An 18426-nucleotide genomic window follows, 5' to 3' on the forward strand; every position below is an offset into this window, starting at 1 on the left:
CCTGGGATATGAAGGCGCTCGGGTGCGTCCTAACCCACGAAACGGAACAGTATGCGCACCTCATCTTTCGCACTCAGTGCCTTCAGCGCATCGAGGTGCTGAAAATACCGTTCACCCAGAAACGCATGGTAGGTGGTTTCATGCGGCGGTGTGGTTCGCTGATCGATAAAGCGCTGGTCATAGTTAAATGTCGTCAGCTCAACTGCGCTCAGCCAGGAATAGTCGTAGCATGACGCTTCCGAACGGGCGATCCGTTCGGCAACGCTGGCCGGTGGTGGTTCACCCCAGCCCCAGCCGCTTTCCAGTTGCCATACTTCGGGCACCAGATGCCGCAGGGCTTCCTCAGAAATATCTTCGGGAAAACCCCGTGGTTCAGCCAGCACCTGACACTGGCTGTAGTTCCTAACATCGGCAAACAGGCCAAACATGCAATAATCCTGATACATGAATGGCTCGCTGTATGCAGGGGTTTCATGGTCGTCACTGTCATCGTGCCGGGCAGCAGGGGGAAAAGCGCCGTAGCCTACGGGCTGCCACCCGTCAGTGGTGCGTGTTTCAGCGCAGGTGCGAATATAAGTACCCATCGTGAAGTCCTTGTTAAGTGCCAGTGTATGAACAGTCAGACGCGCTGCCTGACGGTAAAGCAGTCAGTAAACCGTCCGCGCTTGACGGGCCCGGTCTGCCTGATGCTTGTATTTCGGGCCTCGATGCCCTTTGACCGTAGCGCTGCTGCGACACGTTCTGCCTGCTCACGACTGGCCACGGGGAAGCTGACGGGATGTGACTCAAACCAGATCATCACAGAATGAGTCATATACAGTGAGGCATAAAGCGGGCGAGGTTCAGTCACAGGCGTTACCGCATTACTGTCGTTGAGTTCAGGTACTGCGCCAAAAATGCCTGAAAGGTAATCATCCAGGCGTTCAATGAAGGCTGGACGTATTGTTAAAAGTTCAGGATTGTCTTCTGAACTGTTCCACTGGTTCGCCTGCCGCCTCAGACTGTCCAGAAGTGATAACGATTCATAAGGAATTTTTTTCCCGGTACTTTCACCCCGAATAGCTGACTCCAGCTGGTTTATTCTGGAAGACTGTTGCCTGATTTTCCGCATCATATAAATACAGATAATCATCATGGCCACAAACACACTGCCTGGCAAAATGGTCATTTCTGTTCCCTCTCTGCAATGCAACCTGATTTATGTTTAACTACTGACCGGATTTATCTGCCTTGTATATCGACCAGATGCGTTTTACCTGGCTTATGCTGCAGCCTGCCAGGGTGGCGGTCCGTTCAATCGTCATGCCGGATTCACGAAGCGCAATAATGCGCTCATGCGTTTTATTGTCTGGCCTTCGCCCTTTGTACTTACCTGACGCCTTTGCCAGCTCAACGCCCTGCCGCTGTCTTTCCCTTCGGGTTTCGTAGTCGTCACGTGCCGTCTGCAGGGCAACCTTGAGCAGCATATCCTGGACGGACTCAAGCACGATTCTGGCCACGCCGTCCTGGCTAATTGCCAGCTCGGACAAATCCACTATGCCGGGGATGGCCAGCTTTGCCCCCTTAGCCTTTATCGAGCCGATCAGCTGCTCGGCCTCCGTAAGTGGAAGACGGCTGATGCGGTCAATTTTCTCAGCCACGACCACTTCCCCGGGTTGCAGGTCGGCAATCATGCGCTGGAGTTCAGGCCGATCTGCCCTGGCACCGGATGCTTTCTCTTTATAGACGCCGGCTACATAAAATCCCCTGCCGCGGGCATCTTCAATAATGCTGTTCTGCCGTGTCAGTTCCTGTTCATCCGTACTGACGCGAAGATAAATACGTGCAATCTGCATAGGTTTAGCGACCCCACCCTCTTAGCGTAAATAATCCCTGAGCGCTTCCCGGCCGCCGTTGTCTTCAGGCATGTCGCTCACAATGCGCCTCAGCGCGGCTTTGTGTAAGGGCGTACTGTTCACAAGCGCCATCAGTTTCCGCTGTGCCTCTGTCGCCGAACGGCTGGCTGACGAGTATTTACGGGTTCTTAAAAGACGGTCCCATAAGCTGATGTTCATCAGGCGGTTTGTCAGAACATACATGGCTGTAAGCGCCTGACGCACCTCAGTCTCCTCTGCTGGCAGTTCACCCTCCGCACAGAAGTCTCCCGGAGGACTGAGATAAGTTTCATCCAGTGGATGGTTTACTAATTGGCTGAAGGGTTTCACTGCGATCTCCGGGAATGTTTTCAATACGGGTAAACGATGTTAACTGAGGGAGTGAAATTCTTTGTACGTCGTACCCTGAATATTTATGTCGTCCCGTACCCTGATTTCAACGTAAGCGTCCGGGCTGAGAAACGCGATTTTTTCAGCGTGTTTAATATCAGTCGTGCAGATGCGCAACCATTCCGGCTCTCCTGAAATCAGAACGCCATACAGCATCAGGTTAACCTCATTGACAGTGGCCACATATACAACGCGTTCGACCCTTCCCGAAAAAGTTTTCGTTTTTGTCCCAGGCATGCATCACCCTCTTCTTTTTTGAGGTCTGGTTGCGGTCATTTTGAGTATACTTTATTTGGCCTGTGTGTTTTCACAGGACAATAATATCATTATGCGGTTTAAATTGGCTACTTGGATTTTGGCTATCTAAATTGGCCTTAATCCTCAAAAAATAATTTAGATTGTTGCAAATAAAATAATAACGTCATGAATTGAATAGAGTTGATGGAATTCAGGATAGTAACTCAAGTACATTAATTCTAAAGATTATTGTTTCATTGTTAATTATTAAAGGCTTTACTTTTTTCATTGGTACTAGTTTAGATAAAAATATAGTGATGATACGTGCCTCAATGCCAGTGGTAAAATTTGTACTCAATATATACACGTGTATGTTATACTTCTTTGGAGTGCTGATACACAGCATTAGCGAGGATGACGCTTTGCAGTTTCGCAAAGTCGCATCTATTGGAGAACAGAGATTACTGTCCTCGCCAGTGAATCTCTATTGTTAAGTGAGCCGACGTATGAATCAGACAATGTCACAGAAAGTAGCCAGAGACAGTCTAGGAAACGCACAAAATTTCGAAGGGGGTATGTATATAACTAAAAACGGAGTAGCCGAACTTTTCATTCAAACAGCAGCTGAAAGAGAAGCTGAATTACGAGGAATTGAAGAAGAACGAAATATAAATGCACTTTTTAAATTAGCAATGTTAGCCAAAAAAGAAATAGCAGACGGAAAAGGAATGTCTCCAGAGGAAGTCCTAAGGAGGTTACGTGAAGCAAGAACATAATAGTGAGGTATTGAGTGTCGAATCAGTTTACAATTAAAGTAGCACCTATAGCAGAACTTAGCTTGCGGGACATCGAATGCCACAAGGGTTTGATCATAGGCAAACAGCACGCAGCAGACTTTGTAGAACATCTCCTTATGGATTCAGTAAACAAGATCATGGAAGATCCCGAACGATATCACTTTAACGTTTTACTGTCAGATCGTGGACTTATGTTGCGTGAAAGACTCGACGTTGATGGGGAGTATCGCGTCCTATATGACTTCGACGGGACAAATGTGGAAATTCTTCTTGTTGTGAGCATGAAGCAGAATTTCTTAAATCAACTTTACCGCTACAACATTCTGAAATGATACTCAATGCCCGGTCATCATTCCGGGCTTTTTTATAAATAGTGATGATTTCATAAAATTAATAACTATAAAAAAACTATTAAAAAATATTGAATTAAAATGTTTTGTACGGAAATGATGCATAAAATTAGTAGTCATTTTACAAAGAAATTTAAACTTTAAAAATATTAAATTTGGTTGCGAGGCTTTTTATGGAATTAGGTGTTAATAGTTTATCTATAAGGTATCTTTTTGGTTATAAAGATATTGATATGGAATTGGACGACGTTACTGTCCTGGTTGGTATCAATGGTTCTGGGAAATCTACAATTTTGAGAATCATTCACAGTTTAATGACTTTAAGTGAATCGGAAAATTTAAAATTGTGTGAGTATGCCACACTTACATTAGGTGATTCCTATAAAATAGTTTATGAAAATTTCTACAAAGATGATTCCAAAGATATAGCTAAAAATATTTTTTTAGAAACAATAAACTCCAAGAATATAAATCTTGATAGAATGGAATCTGAAGATATTTTACGTTTATTGACTACGAAGCTTGATAATTTTAAAAAACATAAAAAATTAAATAAATTCAAGATTTATAGAAACGGTTTGAGGATAAATCAAGACTCATTTAAAAGAGGTTACCTTGAAAGGATTAACATTGAATTTATATCAAATGTCGATTTAAGCGCAAATTCAAGACTAAATTTCACAACTTCATCTGGCGAGGATGCTAACGTTCTTGATAATTCTCTTGATAAAGAGTTAGTAAAGATTTTCGAAGATAAAAGGAGTGGAAAACGTTCGGCACTGAGAAATTCAATGAACCGATTTTTGAAAGAAAGTGGAAAGCGTGTTAGACGTTCAACCTCTGGCATGACAATTGTTTGCCCTCACTCTGGCCCACTTACTTATAATCATCTTTCTTCAGGTGAAAAACAGCTTTTATATATAATGCTCAAGGCTGTCAATAGTATGGATTACAATTCTGTCATATTAATGGATGAACCAGAGATTTCTTTGCATTTAAGTTGGCAAGAAATGCTAATTGATGTTTTGCGCGAGATAAACCCAGACTCTCAACTTATTATAGTTACACATAGCCCTGGTATTTTAATGAACGGTTATAGAGATGCTTTTAGGGACATGAAAGATATTGAGAGGGTGATTATTGATGACAAGTTTTAATGATTATTTCTCTAATCGTCAATATATTCAAGGGCATAGTTTAATTACTGCTGGTCAGGTAATGGGGATGTTTTATGTTGAAAGCCAAAATGATGTCGGGTTTTGGAAACAAATCCTAGATAACATTCACCCTAGAAAATTTCAAATCAAGCCAGCTTCAAAAATAAAAGAGAATGGAAAGAAAACTCTAGAAGCTGAATATTCAAAGTTACACTCACGCTATCTTGTTGGTGTGGATAGTGACATGGATTATTTATGTCCTTCGAGAAGTGTTTATTCTACTGAGCTTAACAATAATCCTTACATTTTGCATACATTTTCTTATTCTAAAGAAAGTTTGCAATGTTCCATGGAAGCTATAGAGGATACAATTGAAAGACTTGTTTTCGATGATAAAATTGAAGATGAGATTTGTGACGCTCTAAACAGAACTTCAAATATCATTTATGAAGCTTTGCTGATTCATTTATATCGTCATAATAAAAACCCCAACTCTCACGCTGATGGTCTGCTATGGGGTGAATTGAAACTTGCGGGTAATGCTTCTATCATTTCTAATGATCTAAAAGTTGATTCTGCGTCGCTAAATGCATTACAGGCTAAGATGAGGGCCTTTATCAACAAATACAGAATATCTGTAGCTGAACAAAATGATTTCGATACTTATGTTGAGCAAATAACAACAAAAGGTCTCCACAGAAATACTGCCTATCAATTTATTAAAGGGCATGTACTTCATGATACTTATGTTTATCCTGCTCTCAAAAGTTTTCGTAATAAACATTTTACTCATGAAAAACGTAAAATAGCTCATGAATGTCGCTCTGATAATAAGAGAGGGGAACGAGAAGTGAGATTTGGTGCTCTTGATAATTTTTATCAAAAAAATAACGTTCTCGAAACTATGCTCAATAATAATACAAATTATACTAGGTGTTTAGCATATTCAATGATTCAATCTAAGCTTAGTCTTATACCCTGACAATCGTTACCATTTTTTCAAAGTTTCTTGTGTTAAAAGCCGCTCATACTTACTTTTAACTCAAACTTAGTATAAGCGGCATTAACTCTGTTCCAATTTTATGAACTCAGTGTTCGGTATAGCACTCTTCCATTTCTAGCATCAAGTAAGCTTGAAACTGTCAGCAATAGTTGTATCACAAGATAAAACTTATTAACTTATTAACTTATTAACTTATTAACTTATTAGGGCTTTATTTTTGCCTTGTTTCTTCAATTAGATTCGATATGTCTGATTTATCTAGTTTTTTTAAAGCCTCTACTGCTGCTCTCACGACATCTGAGCGATTTACTCTGGCGCTTCCCGAAACCATTTCTTCCCGAATTATACTATCTATATCTTCAAGGTTGTCTTCAAATAATGAAATACTAACAGGCTTCGCTTTTCTGACTGGACGTGATTTATGTGGGCTTTTCTCTGGCTTATCGGTGCCCGCCGTACCACCATTTATGAAGGCTGCTTCGTCTCGTGGTGGAGTATTTGCTCGGTTTCTCACAGAATCACCTCCTTGACCAGTGCCTCAACTTCTTGTTGAGCTTTGTCATTCTGCGTTTCAAAAATTGTCATCGATTCTGCCCATGCATCCCTGTGCGCTTTGCGATCACATACACGTGATGTTGCGAGGTTCATTTCCGGAAAGTCTTTCAATACATCAGCTGCCTGGTTGGCTTCGTTTACAAACATATTTGTTGGAGTCATGTTTAATACGAGGTAACCGCGAACCTGCTCATTGAAGTCTTTTGCGGCCGTAAATACTGAGCATGTATGAGGCACAACATCTAAGTCCATCTGAGACGGTCTTAAAGGTGAAATGAAAACATCTGCTGCCATCAATCCGCTACGCATCTCTGCGCTGTCACGTCCGGCACAATCCGCAATAACAAAATCGTACGATTTATCGTGTTCCTTCAACATCACCTTAATGTTGCCCGTGGCACCCGTCACCGGAATGTGTGGAAGTTCTTCAGAACGATTGTTGTACCAGGTAAGTACGGACTTTTGATCATCTGCATCTACAATAAGCACTCTGTGCCCTAACGACATCAGATACGCTGCGATTGACACGGCAAGTGTACTTTTACCAACTCCACCTTTCTGGCTACCAAGAACGATTATCATCATTTCTCCGTAATAAGTTAATAAGATAACAACTTAACATTGCCATCTGTCGATTTTTTTTGCAACTTTATTGCTATCTTAATAATTTATTATATTGTTAACTTATTGATTTATAAGTAATGACATGTTATTAAGATATTAATTTGTTAAGTTGTTAAAAATTTAAATTATTAAGTTGTTAAGTTAATAAATTAACAACTTGTTAATTTTTTATGATTTCATGACTGCCTGATACTTAGGGATAGATCGTGCGAGGTGTTTGCTGAATTAGCTGTCAGAGAGCGAAGAGTCATCCTCTGCAGCTAATTAAAATGGGGACATGATTGCTTATCTACATCCACGACAGAGTTTTATATGTGTCTTTTTTGAGATTAATTTGAGATTTATTTTTAGTTTAGTCTTTTATCTCTACATTAGGTTGTGTATATTTATCTCAAATAGTTCTCAATTAATGGGTGGTTTGGGATATGAAAGTGTTCATCGATGATGGTTCTACAAATGTAAAGCTGGCCTGGAAAGACAACGGCAGTATCAGAACGTACCTGAGCCCGAACAGCTTCAAGCGAGAATGGTCAGTGGCATTTGGTGAGAAACCGGTTTTCAATTACACCATGAACGGAGAGCAGTATTCCTATGATCCGATTGCGCCGGAAGCGGTTAAAACCACGAACATTGCATGGCAGTACAGCGACGTGAACGTGGTTGCTGTGCATCATGCGCTGCTGCAGACCGGCCTAAAACCCTGTGAGGTGGACATTACGGTCACGCTGCCGCTGACAGAGTTTTATGATCACAATAACCAGCCCGTAGCAGCAAACATCGAAAAGAAAAAGGCGAGCCTGCTGCGTCCGGTTTCGCTTAACGGGGGTGAGGGCTTCAAAATCCGCAGTGTCTCGGTCATGCCCGAATCCATCCCTGCCGGCTTTGAGTTGCTGAGTGAGCTGGACCCGCTTGATTCACTTCTCATTGTTGATCTGGGGGGAACGACGCTCGATATTTCACAGGTCCGTGGGCGCATGAGCGGTATTACGCGCATTCATGGTGACGCAACCATTGGTGTGTCACTGGTAACGACCGCGGTCGCGGACGCGCTGCGTGTTGCAGGAACGCGGGGCAGCAGTTATCTTGCCGATGATATTATTGTCCATCGTAATGATGATGAATACCTGGAGCGCCGGATTAACGATCTCTCCCGCGTGAGCCTGGTTAAAAGTACCATTACCGAATCACTTGAACGTCTCACGCAGCGTGTTCTCAGCGCCATGAAGGCGTTTGAAGGCTATACCCATGTCATGGTGATTGGCGGGGGGGCCGAAATTATTGCCGAGGCCGTTCGCACGCACTGCGGTGTGAGGGCAGAGCGCTTTTATAAAACCGACTCATCCCAGTTCGATTTGGTCAGGGGGATGATTGCTATCGGATAACGTCATGGATACGCGCAGAAAGATCCAGTTTTACATTAATCCTAAAAGCAGCCTCGGTGAGGCCTATGCTGACAGTCACACCGATGAAACACCGCAGGGTGAGCGCGGCCGCCTCTGGAAAGCGGCCATGCTCAGCGGGTTTGCACTTGAGCGGATTGATCCGCGCCTGCCGTTCCTGCTGTCGGAACTGCTGAGCGAAAACACGACGGCAGAAGAAGTGCTTCAGGTAATACGGGCTGTCAGCCCTAGAAGCGTTACAGCGCAGACTCCGTCTCAGGCTGAAAGCGTTCCTGAGCCGGCTGAAGCATCCCCGAATGCCACTGTCGATGAAACCCGCAGTAATGCCAGAGGCATGTTTGGCGGAGGCTAATTTAACGAGGTCATTATGAACAGACTGGTATTGCTGGTATCCGGATATATCGGATTTATAAAACTCACCGGCAAAGACAGAAAAAGTGCGGCTGAATGGGGCTTTTTACTCGGAATGGCGTGTATAGCTCCACTTCTGTTAGGGGTTATCGAAAGTGTGATAGCCAAAGTGGTACTCCAGCTGTTTTGGGGTGTTTTTATCACCCGATCAGCTTTTCTTGCCAATGATACCTGGAAAAAGAACAAGCAGCAGCGCTGAAACAGCCAGTCTGTTTAAAGAGCCGCGCGCTGGCTCAGGTTACCCGGGCGACCGGTATATCGCTCCAGCGCGTGGTCCATGCTGGTGACAGCATGTCCCGCTTCATCTTCCACTCGGTATCAATTCCCTGACCCGCAAACCATACCCGACCCAGGCCTGACTGGTTGATGCCGTCAAGCACCTGCATCAGCTGCGCGCTGTTCGCCCGCGGCCGGTTGTCGTCAAACAGGTTCAGCTGGCTGACGCCGTGAGGTGTGAAGTCATCAAGCATGACACCGGCCTTCATGTACCGGTGGCCATCCAGCCAGATGCGGTCCAGCGCGCGCATGGCCACGCCGATGATATCGCGCGTGTCCTGGGTGGGCAGGGTGAGCTTTTCCCCGGCCGTATTGCCGTAAAACGTCTCGCCAACCGCATGAGGCGAGGTCCGGACAAACACGCTGATGTGCCGGCAGTACTGTCGTTCGCCCCGCAGCTTCTCAGCGGCGCGTGTGGCGTACTGGCAGAGTGCCTGCTGCATGGCCACTTTGGTGGTAATGCGTGAACCGAAACTGCGGCTGCAGACAATCTGCTGCTTTGCCGGCGGCATCTCCTCCAGAGGAATGCACGCCTCGCCGTTCAGCTCCCGCACCGTCCTTTCCAGCACCACTGAAAAGTTCTTCCTGATGAAGGCGGGGTGCGTGCGTGCCAGCTCGAGCGCAGTGGTGATGCCGAGCAGGTTCAGCTTTTTGCCGATGCGGCGCCCTACACCCCAGATTTCCTCAACAGGCTGGCGCATGAGCAGCGCCTCGGTCCGCTTCGGGTTTCCCGGCGTCAGCGCCAGTACGCCCTTAAACTGGGGCCACTCTTTCGAGGCCCACTGCGCTGATTTGGCCAGCGTTTTGGTCGGGCCGATGCCGGCGCCAATCGTCAGTCCGGTTCTGGCCAGAACGTGGGCACGCAGCCGGTGCCCGAAGTGCTCAAAGTCTTCACAGCCATCAATGCCGGTCAGATCGAGAAACATTTCATCGATGGAGTACTGCTCGACTTTGGGCGTCATATCTTCCAGAGCAGACATCACGCGCTGGCTAAGACTATGATATAATGCATAATTTGAGCTGAAGACATGCACTTTTTCCGGAAAGTCCAGCGTCTTTATCTGGAACCACGGCGCCCCCATTTTAATGCCCAGGGCTTTGGCTCCTTTGCTGCGGGCAATCACACAGCCGTCGTTGTTCGAAAGGACGACGACGGGTTTTCCCCGTAAGTCAGGCCGGAAAAGGGCCTCACAGGACGCATAGAAACTGTTGACGTCAGCCAGACCAAACATCGGCATGGTTACCTCCGGCGCGCCTCGGTATTGTGGAAAAACCAGGTGACCACGCCCAGCAGGTGCAGCTCCTCCGGGTATATCACCGGATAGGCGGGGTTCATCGGGCGCAGCGCAATCTGTGGGTGCAGCTGCAGGCGCTTGACGGTGAACTCTCCGCCGACCTCCGCGATGACGATGTCACCGTGCGTGGCTTCTTTCGCGCGATCAACGACCATCACGTCGCCGTCGTACAGGCCCAGGTCCTCCATGCTGCTGCCGCTGGCGCGTACAAAAAACGTGGCGGCCCGGTGCGTGATGCAGAGCTCGTTCAGGTCCAGTTCTGCTTCGACATAATCGGTGGCAGGGGAGGGAAATCCCGCGGCACAGCGCTCAACAAACAGCGGAATGCGCATCACGGGGCGGATATCGGCAGGCCTGAATAGCGTCAGCCCGCCCTGAGAGGATGTCGCTTTCATGGTGCCGCTCTCCGGACTGAATGGGCTGAAGCCGGTGCGGTAATGATTGAATCTGGCATGGTTAATTTCCCCCCTAAATAACACTGTATATAAAAACAGTATTATTGAGCCAGAGACGCATGGCAAGAGGAACGAAACGGCACTCTGAGGAGGAGGTGCCTATCTTACTGAGCAGACTAATGATTTTTTTGTCGGGCAGTTTCAGTCGGGGAAGCGCGTAAGCAGTCGTTGCGGGCATAAGTGAAATTACGCTTCCTCGACACGGCTGTTCGTTCCTCGCTGCGCTGCGGTACGCCTCAGCCATGCTCTGCGGCGAGCGTGGCCACCTCGCGTTTTAAAGGCAGGATTACCGGACTGTATAAACGCTGAAGGGGCGGGCTGTGAATTATATGCCCGGATGAAAAACACAGATGAGGAAGGTCTTATGGATGAGCAGGAATTAGTGGGCCGTTTTCTTTCATCTCTGCTGGCCATGTACGACATGATGGCCAGAAATCTTACAGCTTACGCTTGCCGCCAGTCTCCGGGGATGCCAGGCTGAAAGTCCACAATTGAAGCTGCCTTCTGAATGCCTGATTGTTCAGCCGCCCGGTACTGGGCGGTTTTTTATTTCATATCATCTCAGCTGAAGGCCTGCCGGTATTCAGAAAAAAATCACTGACGAAAAGCGCACGGCAAATATCGCGCTAAGGATGAAGTGCGCCAGAAAAATGGCAAAAGCCACGCCCCCGAGCACGACTCCCGGAATGGTGTGCTTTTCTTTCAGGATGAACGTCACTCCGGAGAGCACCGCAAGTGAAAGCAGGGCCTGCAGTACGTGACTCACCGGCAGCAGCCAGTACTGGCCCGCATAGACGCCCGCCTTGCTGATGGCCACAATCAGCGCGGTTCCGCCAAATCCCCATCCCCAGAATGTCTTCGCCAGACTCAGTTTTCCTGTCACAAGCGCCTTAAACATCGTCATTTCCCTGTCTTAACCTGGTTTGCTTCAGGAAATTTAACATTCCGTGAAGGGCTCAGCCAGAAATCTTCTGTGCTTCAGCGATGAAGGACTTCGCTTCGCTCTGCTTTTTTGCCGCTTCCCGTCCTCTGGCCGGAAGCGGCGGATGTGATTGCCCTCTGCAGCAGTGACGGCTTTTCTCCCCTCCGGCCTTAGCGGCAATATCGCGATGCTCCGCTTTCTGGCCGCAGGTGAAATCCATCACGGTCTCTGAGGCGTGCTCCTGTCAGGGCCTGCACCGTGCCTTCACGTTAGCCGGGCCGCTGCGCAGTCAAGGACCGCTGGCGCTCGTTCGCTCACCCGTTCCCCGCCGTGCGCGGGACATTCAGTCCGCTCCGGCGGCGCGTGCGGCTTGCGCGTCCGCCCCTGACTGCTCCGCTTTTCGCCCGGCTGCTGTGGCGGCACGGCGCAGGTGAGGCCGTGCAACCACTGACTGAGGAGCAAATCATGCCGAACTGGTGTGCAAACAGGCTGCGTGTGACCGGCCTGGCGGAGAACGTGAGCAAGGTGCGGGCGCTGATGCGGGGAGAAGTGCGCCCTCTCTACGTGCGGGCGGAAGGGCAGGGTATCCAGCTGTTTCTGGCAGGCTGTGCCGGACTGCTGCGTCCGGTAACGGACGACACGTATGCGCCATTTCCGGCGCTGACGGCGGCGGGGCGGGGGGAGAACACCCCGGAGAATGCTGCGTTTACGCAGTGGCTCACGCAGCTGCGTGACGGCGTGGAACTGACGGAGGAAATCTGCGAACGGCTGCACGACCTGTGGCTGGCCACCGGCCTCAGCAGCCGGACGTGGGACATGCTGGACGGCGACGCGCAGGCGGTAATGGCTGCCATCTGGCAGAAAAAGCATTACGACTGGGGGCACATGGACGGGGGCAGTCCGGGCGCGTTCTGGAACCATGTGTGCAGCAATGCCGGTACTGAAGAGGCGGCCCCGTTTGACGTGCGCCTGCTGCTGCCGACCCGCCTCGATGTGGAAATCAACGGCTTCAACGGCGGTCTGCTGGCGGGCGTGCCGGACGGTTACGGATTCTACATCGCGCAGTACGGCGTGAAGTGGCCCCGTGGTTACGCCCTGGAGGTGAAGGACGGCGGGCCAGATTCTCTGGAGGTGGACTTTGACACGCCCTGGTCTCCAATGAACGGCTACGTATTTGCCGTCCTCAGTGAGCGGTTCGGTGTGGCCATCAAACACTGGTACGCCGAGAGCGGCTGCAATTTCTGCGGGTATGACACGTACAGCAACGGCGAACTGACAGACAGCCTGAGCAGTTCGCTGGAATGGGGTGAAGAGGATGAGGACGGTTACGCCTGCGTGACCGGGCCGGACTGGATCATTAACAACGTCGGGCACTACGGCGGCTGACAGGAGGCGGCGGAGCAACCCGCCGTAAGCACCATGAAAAGAGAACTTACCATTGCCGGACTGATGGCCGACCTGGCACGATTTGCCCCGGACACGCCCTGCGTCGCCCACCTCTGGGTGGCTGACGACTTTGAAGACATTGATTCCGGACTCACGCCGGATGAGGTGACGGCGGCGATTGAACTGGCGGATGAAACCTTTGATGCCGACCTCAGCCTCAGCTGGGCATTTATGCGCGAGTGTGCAGAACAAATCCGGGCACGGAGGGGGGAAGAATGAATCTCTGGCTTGTCAGCTGGCAGGAAGAGGTGAGCAGCACCTCACACGAGTATCACATGCTGCTCCGGGGGAGTGACTTTCCTCTGGCGGAGGCAGCGTGCGAACGAATGGGCGAAAACTGGTGGCCACCGGAGCGCCCTGAGTGTTCGCAGGGCTGCTACTGGCAGTTTGATCGGGGCAGCGTCTGGTTCAAAAGCATCGTTCTGCTTGATGACCGCGAGGCCGACACCCTTACCGGCCTGCGGTTCCTGGATGAGTGGGTGGTGAGCGGCACGCCGGATGCGCCCGTCATTTGTGACCGTAGCGACTGCCGGTGGGAAGATTACCGGCCCTGACATGGCCTCTGGATGCCGCCCTGACAGGCGGCATCGTTACAAAAGTGAAAATACATGTGGTTATTTATTAACCACTCCCGGCCGGGTGGTGACTTCCCCTGCCGGCAGGATGTTATCCACAGGGTTCCGGCCGGGATATACACGCCGGTTGTGGACAACGGTAAATGCGGAAGTTGCTGCGCGCCGCTTTATGCCGCCTGGCGGCGGGGGAGGGCACAAAACCCGCTCCGTGCGGTCTGCGGCCAGTGCCGTGCCTTCACTGTAGCCCGATCGCCTTGTGGTCAAGCGCGCCTCCTTCGCCCGTTCGCACTCCCTCCGCCGCGCTTACTTCCGTCGCGCTTCCGCTCAGTTTTCGCGTCAGCGCCGTGCGTAATCACGTCTCCGCTCGCTTGCGCTGCGGCCTCCTCGTCCCGCTTGACCACTGCGTCTCTTCGTCGGGCTGTCATTCAGGCACGGCACAGGCCGTATCTGTCATCCACTTAAGCAAGGAGTCTGTATGCAGGAAATGAATCAAGCCCGTTTCGCCGAAGGGGACGCACGTATGAACTTTTTACCCATGCTGTTTTCCAGCGATTTTCTGCGCTCGGAAGTCAATGTTTACCACTATGCTGAACGCTTTCTGGAAGGCTACAAAGGCGGATTCTGGGAGTTTGTCCAGTTACCCAACGGCGGCGGGTTCATGCAGCCCCCTGGCAAAGAGTACCGCTTTCAGAATCCCGAAAACTGGACGGACATGATCGTGTCAGCGGAAGCCGCAGGCATCATTCTGACAGCACTGGTACTTAATCACCGCAGCTGGATGTACAGCCACCACGATCAGGAAGAACTCTGTGCGCATTTTTGTGAGCGTTACGAGCAGCTGATGGCGTATGCGGATACGCACACGGAAGGCGGCGCGGTGTTCCGCGCACTGGACTGATACAGAACGGGGGCGGATAACCGCCCCCGTAAGGAAAATGCATGTACGGAACGGTTAAAGACCTTTGCTCGCGCCTGCTTAAGCAGTACAGCCCCGATCAGCGGGTGACGCTAATTATCTGGACTGAGGACGATGTGCTCTCGTTTTTGGGCGAAGAAAGCCTGACTGAAGAAGATGCCGCCGACATCGTGAGTCAGATTGACGGCCTCGACGGCCTTCATGAGTACGGCGTGGGAGAAGACACACTGCGGGAATTGCTACGCAATCTGCATCAGGAAAAAGCACAGCGCAGGACGGTCACGGTAAGTGAGGCGACACTGGCCACGCTCGCTGAAGCCGCCGGACGTCTTGCCGAAACAGGCGGGGATGAAGATCCCAGCCCCATCTGGAAGGCTGTCGCACAGGCTAAGAATGCCCTGGTAAAATAATCTGGCCAGAGTGGCGGGATATATTCCCGCTTCTCTATCGAAAGCAGCTGCGCGGCGAAACAGGCCAATACGAGGTTGCTGCGCGCCGCTTTTGTCCGCCAGTAGGCGGTAAAGATCAAAAAAGTCCCGGAGTAGATTGCGTAATAACGTTCAGACAGAATCGGGATTAACCCTGAAAGGGTTTAATCTCGATTCTGCTTAATCCAGGCACAGCCTGTTTAAATTTCGTGCCTTCAGGTAAATTCTGGATGATGTAATTTTTTATGTCTTTATCCATGCGGCATCCAAAAATTACAGACTCTACCCATTGGTGGTCGTAAGCTACCTTTATAAAATAGGGTGGTCGAAGAATTTCAGCTTGCTTTCTGGAAAGAATTACTCTGTATTCCGATTCATATTTCCATTCTTCCAGCTTTGTGCAAAGCGCAGCAAGAATATCGTTACCCAATTTTTCATGGGGACCATCAAAAAGATTAACTTTCATCAGGTCAATGGTTTTAAGCGAAGGGATTCTGTTGGCGTAAGTTACTTTTTCTGCCTTGATGTACTCGCTTTTGAATTCTATACAAAAACCTTTGTGTGAATCAGCGTAATGTGACCACATCAGATTGCTGTCAGCTCTTGAAGACAGGCAAATGAAGGCATAGGTGTCTATTAATTTAGTGAGTTGTTCATCTATATCGGCGAGGATTTTCTCTCCTTCGAGGGTGAAATTGCCTTTATATATATAACTTTGAAGCATATGTCTTTTAGACTTTTCACATAAAAAACTTAACTCCTTGATTTCTTTTGGGGTGGGGTTAATTAACTGGATTTTTGAATCAAAAAGGTCGTTAAAATTAAGTCGGCTGGAAAATATAGATTCGCAATTGATTAGGTTGGTCAAGCTGTAGTCTGCTGCCAAGTCATGATTATTCGATATGCTTCGATACTTATAAAGAAATTTTGGTTGCTCATGATCCATTTGGGTAACCTTGAATATGCTGAATAATCTTTAGAATTTAACATGATTTTATACAAGGTAATGAACCATTTCGCTAAAAATTTATTTAGCTGCAAACTCACCAAATAAACAACCTCTGGGCGTCCTGTCGGCTGTCATGCTCCGCACAGAGCCGGCGCGCCGTCTCTGCCCGGCCCCGTTCCGGGGCAGCGGGTTTCCATCCTGACGCAACACCTTCCGCCTGCAGCAGCCGTTCCGGCTGCGCCGCTCAGTCGCGCCGTCTCCGGCGCTCAGTGCATCCCGCCAGAACACACGGCGGGATGTAAGGGGCAACGCCGTTTCGCGCCCGCGCCTCACGCCGTTGCGGCGGGTTCCTGCTGCCGGTTGTTTTCACGCGCATGAGTCCTTTCGCCGGGGCTGAGACAAGCACAAACCGCCTGGCTGTCCAGGGACGGCTGAAGCCTCTCGCCGGAAAATTTTTTGTCTGGCCAAAAATTTTTCCGCTCGCGCCCGGACAGCTGCACCGGCCCGTGCCTGATTCGCCCTTTGCGGCGTACGGCTCTCAAGCGGGTGAAGGTTACAACCTGGTGAGCAAGCAGCAGTTCCCCGCAAAACGTCAAAACCGCGGCCCCGGCAACTCAGCGGATGACGGTTCTTTAACAGACTGGAGAGAGGTTCAGGCAGATGCAGGAAAAGCGTATCTACAAAGTTGCGTTTCTCGGCAGCGACGAAAAAGGCTCGTTACCGTTGTTTACACGCGTCGAGGCTGTGACGGCGAAGCGCGCGCAGAAAATTTTTGTAGAGCAGTTCAGGCCGGTAAAGGGCTGGTTTTTGGGCGACCCCGAGGACGTCACAGAGCAGGCACAGCACGAAGCCGAAGCAGTGGCCAGGCAGCAACAGGCGTAGACACCCTCACGTAAACAATGCGACACGCCGCACCTGAGCGGCGTAGCAGAAAGGAGAAAAAACATGACAGACACAACGACCGCACTCACCGCCGATATGCACTGTTTTGAGGATGCAGGCGAACTCATCCCGTCCGTGCCGGTTGAGTGCATCATCGCGCAGCGCAACAGCGGCGTGGAGTGGTTCATGCAGGGTATGCACCTGATACAGCAGGCGCAGGCCGCGTTTGCGCAGGCGTCCGGGCGAGAATGGTTTTACGGCATGAAGGACATCATCGAATCCGGCCTAAGTTCGGCACGCGGTGACAAGGCGAGTGAAACCCTCCGCCGACAGATTGGCCGCCTTGCTGATCGCCAGGTATGGGATCGCCTGATGCGTGACACCGGCATGCTGACGCTGATGAGCGCAGAGCAGAAAAAAGCATGGGATGCGGAGTTGTACGGCGAGGATTGCCCTGAAATCAGCTTTGACAGCGTGATCAGCACCTTCCGCCACCTCAACGCGAATAAAGCTGCGACCTTTGAGCAGGGGATCATCGACGTGTTCCGCAAACTGTCGTGGGACTACAAAACCAATAACCCCTGCATGCTCGGCAAACGCGTGATCCTGAGTGGCGTGATAGACAACCACGCAAACCGCTGGTTTTCCGTGCGCACTTACGGGCAGGAGCGGCTAAACGACCTTGCCCGTCCGTTCTGGCTGCTTGACGGCAAAACCGTGCCGGACTGGCGCGTATCAGAGGGCATGCAGCTGGCCGATTTTATTAATGCCTGCTCGTCGAATCTCGGCGAGGTGCTGACATGCGCTTACTTCACGGTCCGCGCCTTTAAAAAAGGCTCCGCGCACGTCACCTTTACCCGCCCTGACCTGGTGGAAAAGGTCAATGACATCGTGGCCCGTCACTATCCGGGCGCACTGCCGCCAGCCGTCTGACAGGTGAGCGGGGGAGGCAACCCCCGCCATCGTCTGACCGCGCGCAAACCCCTCTGGCCTGCGGCAAAGGAAAGGAGAGCGGCGCTGACGCGCCACTCTCTTTTCCTTTGCTGCTGCAGGCCGGATGACAGAGCTGACGGCCCTATCACTCCGGGAACGGCTTATGACGTCCTTAAGGGCTGTCTCTCCGGGCGTCCTGTCGGCTGTCATGCTTCGCACAGAGCCGGCGCGCCGTCTCTGCCCGGCCCCGTTCCGGGGCAGCGGGTTTCCATCCTGACGCAACACCTTCCGCTTGCAGCAGCCGTTCCGGCTGCGCCGCTCAGTCGCGCCGTCTCCGGCGCTCCGCGCATCCCGCCAGCACACACGGCGGGATGTAAGGGGCAACGCCGTTTCGCGCCCGCGCGTCACGCCGTTGCGGCGGGTTCCCGCTTTCCGCAGGGGTTGTGTTCGCCCGTCTGAGTCCTTTCGCCGGGGCTGAGACAAGCACAAACCGCCTGGCTGTCCAGGGACGGCTGAAGCCTCTCGCCGGAAAATTTTTTGTCGGGCCAAAA

24 protein-coding genes and 1 pseudogene are annotated in these 18426 nt (G+C 50.4%); 14 read left to right on the forward strand and 11 right to left on the reverse strand.

All coding sequences use genetic code 11. The features are described from left to right. Positions 1-29: 29 nt before the first annotated feature. From RAC65_RS20355 to RAC65_RS20370, 4 genes are read right to left on the reverse strand one after another with little or no spacing between them, the layout of a single operon-like run. A complete protein-coding gene (locus tag RAC65_RS20355) occupies positions 30-584 on the reverse strand; it encodes a hypothetical protein (protein WP_375097145.1) in 555 nt (184 codons plus the stop codon). A 35-nt stretch (positions 585-619) separates the two neighbouring features. Next, positions 620-1168 (reverse strand): hypothetical protein, encoded by a 549-nt coding sequence (locus RAC65_RS20360; protein WP_325992938.1) that lies wholly within the window; start codon positions 1166-1168, stop codon positions 620-622. A gap of 40 nt (positions 1169-1208) precedes the next feature. Beyond that, positions 1209-1835 (reverse strand): recombinase family protein, encoded by a 627-nt coding sequence (locus RAC65_RS20365; RefSeq protein ID WP_375097146.1) that lies wholly within the window; start codon positions 1833-1835, stop codon positions 1209-1211. A 21-nt stretch (positions 1836-1856) separates the two neighbouring features. Next, complete coding sequence (locus RAC65_RS20370) at positions 1857-2204, reverse strand: hypothetical protein (RefSeq protein WP_375097147.1); 348 nt, start codon at positions 2202-2204, stop codon at positions 1857-1859. Between the two features lie 803 nt (positions 2205-3007). Between RAC65_RS20370 and RAC65_RS20375 the strand changes: the two genes are divergently transcribed. From RAC65_RS20375 to RAC65_RS20390, 4 genes are all read left to right on the forward strand, one after another. Further along, entirely contained in the window at positions 3008-3277 is a 270-nt protein-coding gene (locus RAC65_RS20375; RefSeq protein ID WP_058709254.1) for a hypothetical protein, read from the forward strand. Positions 3278-3291: 14 nt separating this feature from the next. Beyond that, entirely contained in the window at positions 3292-3630 is a 339-nt protein-coding gene (locus RAC65_RS20380; protein ID WP_375097148.1) for a type II toxin-antitoxin system RelE/ParE family toxin, read from the forward strand. Positions 3631-3821: 191 nt separating this feature from the next. After that, the gene (locus RAC65_RS20385; protein WP_375097149.1) at positions 3822-4805 is read left to right on the forward strand and encodes an AAA family ATPase; all 984 of its coding nucleotides are present in this window, start codon (positions 3822-3824) and stop codon (positions 4803-4805) included. After that, the gene (locus RAC65_RS20390) at positions 4792-5787 is read left to right on the forward strand and encodes a DUF4435 domain-containing protein (protein WP_375097150.1); all 996 of its coding nucleotides are present in this window, start codon (positions 4792-4794) and stop codon (positions 5785-5787) included. The genes RAC65_RS20385 and RAC65_RS20390 overlap by 14 nt, the downstream gene beginning before the upstream one ends. Positions 5788-6019: 232 nt before the next feature. Here the strand turns inward: RAC65_RS20390 and RAC65_RS20395 are convergent, their stop codons facing one another. Beyond that, positions 6020-6322 (reverse strand): hypothetical protein, encoded by a 303-nt coding sequence (locus tag RAC65_RS20395; RefSeq protein WP_072209208.1) that lies wholly within the window; start codon positions 6320-6322, stop codon positions 6020-6022. Further along, positions 6319-6945 carry a ParA family plasmid-partitioning AAA ATPase gene (locus tag RAC65_RS20400; RefSeq protein WP_058709250.1) on the reverse strand — a complete coding sequence of 209 codons (627 nt, stop codon included), beginning with the start codon at positions 6943-6945 and terminating at the stop codon, positions 6319-6321. The genes RAC65_RS20395 and RAC65_RS20400 overlap by 4 nt, the downstream gene beginning before the upstream one ends. A 467-nt stretch (positions 6946-7412) precedes the next feature. On the opposite strand from RAC65_RS20400, the gene RAC65_RS20405 reads away from it, so the two are divergent. The 3 genes from RAC65_RS20405 to RAC65_RS20415 are packed head-to-tail and all read left to right on the forward strand — an operon-like array spanning position 7413 to position 8997. Beyond that, the gene (locus RAC65_RS20405; protein ID WP_375097151.1) at positions 7413-8369 is read left to right on the forward strand and encodes a plasmid segregation protein ParM; all 957 of its coding nucleotides are present in this window, start codon (positions 7413-7415) and stop codon (positions 8367-8369) included. A 4-nt stretch (positions 8370-8373) separates the two neighbouring features. After that, positions 8374-8739 carry a plasmid partitioning/stability family protein gene (locus RAC65_RS20410; protein ID WP_260642333.1) on the forward strand — a complete coding sequence of 122 codons (366 nt, stop codon included), beginning with the start codon at positions 8374-8376 and terminating at the stop codon, positions 8737-8739. Between the two features lie 15 nt (positions 8740-8754). Further along, positions 8755-8997, forward strand: coding sequence for a hypothetical protein (locus RAC65_RS20415; RefSeq protein WP_039343685.1), 243 nt, complete (start codon positions 8755-8757; stop codon positions 8995-8997). A 34-nt stretch (positions 8998-9031) separates the two neighbouring features. Here RAC65_RS20415 and umuC read toward each other — a convergent pair whose 3' ends face one another. The 3 genes from umuC to RAC65_RS20430 form a co-directional block, all read right to left on the reverse strand. Continuing rightward, entirely contained in the window at positions 9032-10306 is a 1275-nt protein-coding gene (gene umuC / locus RAC65_RS20420) for a translesion error-prone DNA polymerase V subunit UmuC (protein ID WP_375097163.1), read from the reverse strand. An 8-nt stretch (positions 10307-10314) separates the two neighbouring features. Beyond that, positions 10315-10764 carry a translesion error-prone DNA polymerase V autoproteolytic subunit gene (gene umuD, locus RAC65_RS20425; RefSeq protein WP_246874365.1) on the reverse strand — a complete coding sequence of 150 codons (450 nt, stop codon included), beginning with the start codon at positions 10762-10764 and terminating at the stop codon, positions 10315-10317. Between the two features lie 643 nt (positions 10765-11407). Further along, the gene (locus RAC65_RS20430; RefSeq protein WP_088900890.1) at positions 11408-11722 is read right to left on the reverse strand and encodes a hypothetical protein; all 315 of its coding nucleotides are present in this window, start codon (positions 11720-11722) and stop codon (positions 11408-11410) included. A gap of 489 nt (positions 11723-12211) precedes the next feature. Between RAC65_RS20430 and RAC65_RS20435 the strand changes: the two genes are divergently transcribed. The 5 genes from RAC65_RS20435 (at position 12212) to RAC65_RS20455 (ending at position 15093) form a co-directional block, all read left to right on the forward strand. Next, on the forward strand, positions 12212-13132 hold the full coding sequence (locus RAC65_RS20435; protein ID WP_375097164.1) for a DUF1281 domain-containing protein: 921 nt from the start codon (positions 12212-12214) through the stop codon (positions 13130-13132). Between the two features lie 33 nt (positions 13133-13165). After that, the gene (locus RAC65_RS20440; RefSeq protein WP_226375915.1) at positions 13166-13411 is read left to right on the forward strand and encodes a hypothetical protein; all 246 of its coding nucleotides are present in this window, start codon (positions 13166-13168) and stop codon (positions 13409-13411) included. Then, on the forward strand, positions 13408-13746 hold the full coding sequence (locus RAC65_RS20445; RefSeq protein ID WP_375097152.1) for a hypothetical protein: 339 nt from the start codon (positions 13408-13410) through the stop codon (positions 13744-13746). The genes RAC65_RS20440 and RAC65_RS20445 overlap by 4 nt, the downstream gene beginning before the upstream one ends. A gap of 496 nt (positions 13747-14242) precedes the next feature. Beyond that, positions 14243-14665, forward strand: coding sequence for an antirestriction protein (locus RAC65_RS20450; RefSeq protein ID WP_375097153.1), 423 nt, complete (start codon positions 14243-14245; stop codon positions 14663-14665). A gap of 41 nt (positions 14666-14706) precedes the next feature. Then, complete coding sequence (locus RAC65_RS20455) at positions 14707-15093, forward strand: DUF1380 family protein (protein ID WP_375097154.1); 387 nt, start codon at positions 14707-14709, stop codon at positions 15091-15093. Between the two features lie 166 nt (positions 15094-15259). Here RAC65_RS20455 and RAC65_RS20460 read toward each other — a convergent pair whose 3' ends face one another. Both RAC65_RS20460 and RAC65_RS20465 read right to left on the reverse strand, forming a co-directional pair. After that, complete coding sequence (locus RAC65_RS20460; RefSeq protein WP_375097155.1) at positions 15260-16057, reverse strand: DUF2971 domain-containing protein; 798 nt, start codon at positions 16055-16057, stop codon at positions 15260-15262. Between the two features lie 199 nt (positions 16058-16256). Beyond that, positions 16257-16436: pseudogene (locus RAC65_RS20465) on the reverse strand (hypothetical protein); the annotation flags it as partial. Between the two features lie 284 nt (positions 16437-16720). Between RAC65_RS20465 and RAC65_RS20470 the strand changes: the two are divergent. Then, a complete protein-coding gene (locus RAC65_RS20470; RefSeq protein ID WP_375097156.1) occupies positions 16721-16942 on the forward strand; it encodes a hypothetical protein in 222 nt (73 codons plus the stop codon). 63 nt (positions 16943-17005) lie between these two features. Beyond that, positions 17006-17875, forward strand: a complete 870-nt coding sequence (locus RAC65_RS20475) for a DUF4942 domain-containing protein (RefSeq protein WP_375097157.1) — start codon at positions 17006-17008, stop codon at positions 17873-17875. Positions 17876-18426 lie beyond the last annotated feature (551 nt).

Source organism: Pantoea sp. BS_8, from assembly GCF_041954965.1.
Lineage (GTDB): Bacteria > Pseudomonadota > Gammaproteobacteria > Enterobacterales > Enterobacteriaceae > Pantoea > Pantoea stewartii.

Bases quoted from the DNA above. Each gene is read 5' to 3' on its own strand.
- RAC65_RS20355 (WP_375097145.1), bottom strand. From the start codon at position 584: ATGGGTACTTATATTCGCACCTGCGCTGAAACACGCACCACTGACGGG.
- RAC65_RS20405 (WP_375097151.1), top strand. From the start codon at position 7,413: ATGAAAGTGTTCATCGATGATGGTTCTACAAATGTAAAGCTGGCCTGG.
- RAC65_RS20375 (WP_058709254.1), top strand. From the start codon at position 3,008: ATGAATCAGACAATGTCACAGAAAGTAGCCAGAGACAGTCTAGGAAAC.
- RAC65_RS20470 (WP_375097156.1), top strand. From the start codon at position 16,721: ATGCAGGAAAAGCGTATCTACAAAGTTGCGTTTCTCGGCAGCGACGAA.
- RAC65_RS20440 (WP_226375915.1), top strand. From the start codon at position 13,166: ATGAAAAGAGAACTTACCATTGCCGGACTGATGGCCGACCTGGCACGA.
- RAC65_RS20450 (WP_375097153.1), top strand. From the start codon at position 14,243: ATGCAGGAAATGAATCAAGCCCGTTTCGCCGAAGGGGACGCACGTATG.
- RAC65_RS20445 (WP_375097152.1), top strand. From the start codon at position 13,408: ATGAATCTCTGGCTTGTCAGCTGGCAGGAAGAGGTGAGCAGCACCTCA.
- umuD (WP_246874365.1), bottom strand. From the start codon at position 10,764: ATGAAAGCGACATCCTCTCAGGGCGGGCTGACGCTATTCAGGCCTGCC.
- RAC65_RS20400 (WP_058709250.1), bottom strand. From the start codon at position 6,945: ATGATAATCGTTCTTGGTAGCCAGAAAGGTGGAGTTGGTAAAAGTACA.
- RAC65_RS20430 (WP_088900890.1), bottom strand. From the start codon at position 11,722: ATGTTTAAGGCGCTTGTGACAGGAAAACTGAGTCTGGCGAAGACATTC.
- RAC65_RS20410 (WP_260642333.1), top strand. From the start codon at position 8,374: ATGGATACGCGCAGAAAGATCCAGTTTTACATTAATCCTAAAAGCAGC.
- RAC65_RS20415 (WP_039343685.1), top strand. From the start codon at position 8,755: ATGAACAGACTGGTATTGCTGGTATCCGGATATATCGGATTTATAAAA.
- RAC65_RS20435 (WP_375097164.1), top strand. From the start codon at position 12,212: ATGCCGAACTGGTGTGCAAACAGGCTGCGTGTGACCGGCCTGGCGGAG.
- RAC65_RS20385 (WP_375097149.1), top strand. From the start codon at position 3,822: ATGGAATTAGGTGTTAATAGTTTATCTATAAGGTATCTTTTTGGTTAT.
- RAC65_RS20475 (WP_375097157.1), top strand. From the start codon at position 17,006: ATGACAGACACAACGACCGCACTCACCGCCGATATGCACTGTTTTGAG.
- RAC65_RS20390 (WP_375097150.1), top strand. From the start codon at position 4,792: ATGACAAGTTTTAATGATTATTTCTCTAATCGTCAATATATTCAAGGG.
- RAC65_RS20455 (WP_375097154.1), top strand. From the start codon at position 14,707: ATGTACGGAACGGTTAAAGACCTTTGCTCGCGCCTGCTTAAGCAGTAC.
- RAC65_RS20360 (WP_325992938.1), bottom strand. From the start codon at position 1,168: ATGACCATTTTGCCAGGCAGTGTGTTTGTGGCCATGATGATTATCTGT.
- RAC65_RS20365 (WP_375097146.1), bottom strand. From the start codon at position 1,835: ATGCAGATTGCACGTATTTATCTTCGCGTCAGTACGGATGAACAGGAA.
- umuC (WP_375097163.1), bottom strand. From the start codon at position 10,306: ATGTTTGGTCTGGCTGACGTCAACAGTTTCTATGCGTCCTGTGAGGCC.
- RAC65_RS20460 (WP_375097155.1), bottom strand. From the start codon at position 16,057: ATGGATCATGAGCAACCAAAATTTCTTTATAAGTATCGAAGCATATCG.